Origin of the sequence: Pseudomonas sp. (assembly GCF_050739995.1) — a bacterium.
Taxonomy (GTDB): domain Bacteria; phylum Pseudomonadota; class Gammaproteobacteria; order Pseudomonadales; family Pseudomonadaceae; genus Aquipseudomonas.
Genome location: NZ_JBOICG010000689.1, coordinates 1 through 4,630, shown reverse-complemented (window position 1 = coordinate 4,630; position 4,630 = coordinate 1). Strand labels below are relative to the sequence as shown.

Genomic DNA, 4,630 nt, shown 5'->3' with positions numbered 1-4,630 from the left:
CAGTAAACCCTGTGGGAGGGGGCTTGCCCCCGATGGCGATGGGTCAGTCAAATAGATGCCGACTGACGCTCCGCTATCGGGGGTAAGCCCCTCCCACATTTTGTATCTGTGTACGGGTGCAGGCCTTTGCTTGCCGCTGGGGGCCCCGCTCTTTAGACTTACGCCTCATTTAAACGAGAGCAGGGTCGATGCCAGCTGCCTTCCCCCCCGATTCTGTTGGACTGGTCGTGCCCCAAGTGGCGCACTTCAGCGAACCGCTGGCCCTGGCCTGTGGCCGCTCGCTGCCTGCCTACGACCTGATCTATGAAACCTACGGCCAACTGAACGCCACGGCGAGCAATGCCGTGCTGATCTGTCACGCCTTGTCCGGCCATCACCACGCCGCCGGTTTCCACACTGCCGACGAGCGCAAGCCCGGCTGGTGGGACAGCTGCATCGGCCCCGGCAAGCCCATCGACACCCATAAGTTCTTTGTGGTCAGCCTGAACAACCTCGGCGGCTGCAACGGCTCCACCGGCCCGAGCAGCATCAACCCGGAAACCGGCAAGCCATTCGGCGCCGACTTCCCGGTGCTGACCGTGGAAGACTGGGTGCACAGCCAGGCGCGCCTTGCCGACCTGCTGGGCATCCACCAATGGTCCGCGGTGATCGGCGGCAGCCTGGGCGGCATGCAGGCGCTGCAATGGACCATCACGTACCCGGATCGTGTGCGCCACTGCCTGGCCATCGCCTCGGCCCCGAAACTGTCGGCGCAAAACATCGCCTTCAACGAAGTGGCGCGCCAGGCGATCCTCACCGATCCCGAATTCCATGGCGGGTCGTTCCAGGAAGCCGGAGTGATCCCCAAGCGCGGCCTGATGCTGGCGCGGATGGTCGGGCATATCACCTACCTGTCCGATGATTCCATGGGCGAGAAATTCGGCCGTGGCCTCAAGAGCGAAAAGCTCAACTACGACTTCCACAGCGTCGAGTTCCAGGTGGAAAGCTATTTGCGTTATCAGGGCGAAGAGTTCTCCGGACGCTTCGACGCCAACACCTACCTGCTGATGACCAAGGCGTTGGATTACTTCGACCCGGCCGCGAATCATGACGACGACCTGGCGAAAACCTTCGAAGGTGCCACAGCCAAGTTCTGCGTGATGTCATTCACCACCGACTGGCGCTTCTCGCCGGCCCGCTCCCGTGAGCTGGTGGACGCGCTGATGGCCGCGCGCAAAGACGTCTGCTACCTGGAGATCGATGCTCCACAAGGCCACGACGCCTTCCTGATCCCGATCCCGCGTTACTTGCAGGCGTTCGGCAACTACATGAACCGCATTACAGTATGAGAACGCCATGAGAGCTGACCTGGAAATCATCCAAGACTGGATACCCGCCGGCAGCCGCGTGCTCGACCTGGGCTGCGGCGATGGCGAACTGCTGAGCTGGCTGCGCGACAACAAGCAAGTCACCGGTTATGGCCTGGAGAACGACCCCGACAACATCGCCCAGTGCGTGGCCAAGGGCATCAACGTGATCGAGCAGGACCTGGACAAGGGCCTGGGCAACTTTGCCAGCAACAGCTTCGACATCGTGGTGATGACCCAGGCCCTGCAGGCGGTGCACTATCCGGATCGCATCCTCGACGAAATGCTGCGCGTGGGTCGCCAGTGCATCATCACCTTCCCCAACTTCGGCCACTGGCGCTGCCGCTGGTACCTGGCGACCAAAGGCCGGATGCCGGTGTCGGATTTCCTGCCGTACACGTGGTACAACACGCCCAACATTCACTTCTGCACCTTTGAAGACTTCGAAGCCTTGTGCGGTGAGCGTGAAGCCAAGGTGATCAACCGCCTTGCCGTCGACCAACAGCACCGCCACGGCTGGGCGAGTAAGCTATGGCCCAACCTGTTGGGCGAAATCGGGATTTACCGGGTCAGCAGCCCTGGCCTGACCGACCACAAGATTGCCGTCTAATCATTTTCAAGAGGGACGCTCATGAGTCGTTTGGCTGTTTTTCTACTGACTGCATTGCTGGGCGCCAACGCCATGGCCGCCGACATTATCGACCCTAACCGCACGAAGGAATTTGGCGACATTACCGTGCGCTACAACACCTTCACTTCCAGCTTCCTGCAACCGGAAACCGCCCAAGCGGTGGGTGTGGTACGCAGCAAGAACAAGGGCTTGATCAACGTGTCCGTGTTCAAGGGTGTGACACCCGTGGTGGCGCAAGTGACCGGCACCATCAAGGACTCACTCGGCAAGAGCGAAGTCCTGACGTTCAAGCAGATCACCGAAAAAGGCGTCACCAACTATCTCGCGCCCTACTCGGTACCGCAGCAGGAGTTCAAGACCTTCACCATCAACGTTGAAACCGGCGGCAAGGCCCACGGCTTCAGTTTTGTCCAAGAACTTTTTCCGGCCGAATGATGAATCTCACCCAACTCGTACTGGCCAGCCATAACGCCGGCAAACTCAAAGAATTGCAGGCCATGCTCGGTGAATCCGTGCAACTGCGCTCGATTGGCGAATTCAGCCAGGTCGAGCCGGAAGAAACCGGCCTGTCGTTCGTCGAAAACGCCATCCTCAAGGCACGCAACGCCGCACGTATCTCCGGCCTGCCGGCGCTGGCGGATGACTCGGGCCTGGCGGTGGATTTCCTTGGCGGCGCGCCTGGCATCTACTCGGCACGTTATGCCGACGGCAAGGGTGACGCAGCCAACAATGCCAAGCTGCTGGACGCCCTCAAGAACGTGCCGGATGAAGAGCGCGGCGCACAGTTCGTCTGCGTGCTGGCCCTGGTTCGCCACGCCGATGACCCGCTGCCGATCCTCTGTGAAGGCCTGTGGCACGGTCGCATCCTGCATGCGGCCAGCGGCGAGCATGGCTTTGGCTATGACCCGCTGTTCTGGGTGCCCGAGCGTAATGTCTCCAGCGCCGAACTGAGCCCGGCCGACAAGAACCAGATCAGCCACCGCGCCCGCGCAATGGATTTGCTGCGCCAGCGTCTGGGCTTGAAATGACTCAAAACACCTCTGCGCAGCCGCTGATCCACGGCGGTGCGCAAACACCACGGGCGGCCCTGCCCCACTTGCCGCCCTTGGCGCTGTACATCCATATCCCGTGGTGCGTGCGCAAATGCCCTTATTGCGACTTCAACTCCCACACCGCCAGCAAAGTGCTGCCGGAGGAAGAGTATGTGGACGCCTTGCTGGCCGACCTCGATCAGGACTTGCATGCGGTGTATGGCCGTGAGCTGAGCTCGATCTTCTTCGGCGGCGGCACGCCGAGCCTGTTCAGTGCCGTCGCGCTGGGGCGCTTGCTCGAGGGCGTGGAAGCACGCATTCCGTTTGCCGACGACATCGAGATCACTCTGGAAGCCAACCCCGGCACCTTCGAGCAAGAGAAGTTCGTGGCGTATCGCAAGCTGGGCATCAACCGGCTGTCCATTGGCATCCAGAGCTTCCAGCAGGAAAAGCTCGAAGCCTTGGGGCGCATCCATAATGGCGATGAAGCTGTACGCGCCGCAGGCATGGCGCGCCAGGCCGGGTTCGAGAACTTCAACCTGGACTTGATGCACGGCTTGCCGAACCAGTCCCTGGACGACGCTTTAAGCGACCTGCGCCAGGCCATCGCCCTCAAGCCCACGCATCTGTCCTGGTATCAACTGACCCTGGAACCCAACACCGTGTTCTGGAACCAGCCGCCCGCGCTGCCAGAAGACGATACGTTGTGGGATATCCAGGAAGCCGGCCAGGCACTGCTGGCTGAACATGGTTACGCGCAGTATGAAGTGTCGGCCTATGCCCAACCGGGTCGCCCGGCGCGGCACAACCTGAATTACTGGAGCTTCGGCGACTTCATCGGCATCGGCGCGGGTGCCCACGGCAAGCTCAGCCACCCTGACGGGCGTATCGTGCGCACCTGGAAGACGCGGGCGCCGAAGGACTACCTCAACCCGGCAAAAAGCTTTCAGGCCGGCGCGAAAGAACTGACCAACGAGGAACTGCCGTTCGAGTTCCTGATGAACGCTTTGCGCCTCACCGAAGGCGTCGAAGCCAAGCTGTACGCCGAGCGCACCGGGCTGGACCTGGCGAGCCTGGACGAAGGCCGTCGCGAGGCAGAACAAAGTGGCTTAATGCAGGTCGAACCGTCACGCCTGGCGGCGACCGACCGTGGGCAACTCTTTCTCAATGACCTGTTGCAAAAGTTTTTGAGCTGATCGCTCTTAAGGAAATCACATGGATTTGGTACTCGACCTGCTCGCCACCGTATCCCGCTGGAGCCGTAGTAACCTGTCGGAAATCTCCCTGGCCCTAGTCGGCTGCTTGCTGGTGCTGTTTGGCGCCGACATCAAGGGCTGGGTCGAAGCACGCCTGGGCAACATTGCCGGCGCCTTGCGCGTACCGTTGATGGCGTTGGTGTGCATGATCGGTAGTGGTGCGGCGTTGATCTACGCCACGCCGTGGATTGTGCGAGGGTTGAGCCAGTTCAATAACTACAGCCTGGCACCGGTGTTGATTGTGGTGCTGGTGTTGATTGGCGTCGTCGCCGACCGCCGCTGACCCCAAACCCAACACAGATACAAATGTGGGAGGGGGCTTGCCCCCGATTGCAGTGGGTCAGCTACAAATAGGCTGACTGATCC

General features: G+C 61.0%; 6 protein-coding genes. All 6 read left to right on the top strand.

The features are described from left to right. The first annotated feature begins 188 nt into the window (after positions 1–188). From metX to ACRESD_RS23280, 6 genes are read left to right on the top strand one after another with little or no spacing between them, the layout of a single operon-like run. Complete coding sequence (metX, locus tag ACRESD_RS23305; protein ID WP_431753056.1) at positions 189–1,328, top strand: homoserine O-succinyltransferase MetX; 1,140 nt, start codon at positions 189–191, stop codon at positions 1,326–1,328. Between the two features lie 7 nt (positions 1,329–1,335). Next, positions 1,336–1,956, top strand: a complete 621-nt coding sequence (gene metW, locus ACRESD_RS23300) for a methionine biosynthesis protein MetW (RefSeq protein WP_016972957.1) — start codon at positions 1,336–1,338, stop codon at positions 1,954–1,956. 21 nt (positions 1,957–1,977) lie between these two features. After that, entirely contained in the window at positions 1,978–2,412 is a 435-nt protein-coding gene (locus tag ACRESD_RS23295; protein ID WP_429474941.1) for a DUF4426 domain-containing protein, read from the top strand. Next, positions 2,409–3,005 carry an RdgB/HAM1 family non-canonical purine NTP pyrophosphatase gene (rdgB, locus tag ACRESD_RS23290; RefSeq protein ID WP_431753055.1) on the top strand — a complete coding sequence of 199 codons (597 nt, stop codon included), beginning with the start codon at positions 2,409–2,411 and terminating at the stop codon, positions 3,003–3,005. Before ACRESD_RS23295 ends, rdgB begins: the two co-directional genes overlap by 4 nt. Next, positions 3,002–4,204: a radical SAM family heme chaperone HemW gene (gene hemW, locus ACRESD_RS23285; protein ID WP_431753054.1), complete on the top strand. Its 1,203-nt coding sequence runs from the start codon at positions 3,002–3,004 to the stop codon at positions 4,202–4,204. Before rdgB ends, hemW begins: the two co-directional genes overlap by 4 nt. A 19-nt stretch (positions 4,205–4,223) precedes the next feature. Beyond that, on the top strand, positions 4,224–4,547 hold the full coding sequence (locus ACRESD_RS23280; protein WP_431753053.1) for a DUF3392 domain-containing protein: 324 nt from the start codon (positions 4,224–4,226) through the stop codon (positions 4,545–4,547). Positions 4,548–4,630 lie beyond the last annotated feature (83 nt).

Excerpts from the sequence above, each read along its gene's own strand:
- metX (WP_431753056.1), top strand. The coding sequence starts at position 189 with ATGCCAGCTGCCTTCCCCCCCGATTCTGTTGGACTGGTCGTGCCCCAA.
- metW (WP_016972957.1), top strand. The coding sequence starts at position 1,336 with ATGAGAGCTGACCTGGAAATCATCCAAGACTGGATACCCGCCGGCAGC.
- ACRESD_RS23295 (WP_429474941.1), top strand. The coding sequence starts at position 1,978 with ATGAGTCGTTTGGCTGTTTTTCTACTGACTGCATTGCTGGGCGCCAAC.
- rdgB (WP_431753055.1), top strand. The coding sequence starts at position 2,409 with ATGATGAATCTCACCCAACTCGTACTGGCCAGCCATAACGCCGGCAAA.
- hemW (WP_431753054.1), top strand. The coding sequence starts at position 3,002 with ATGACTCAAAACACCTCTGCGCAGCCGCTGATCCACGGCGGTGCGCAA.
- ACRESD_RS23280 (WP_431753053.1), top strand. The coding sequence starts at position 4,224 with ATGGATTTGGTACTCGACCTGCTCGCCACCGTATCCCGCTGGAGCCGT.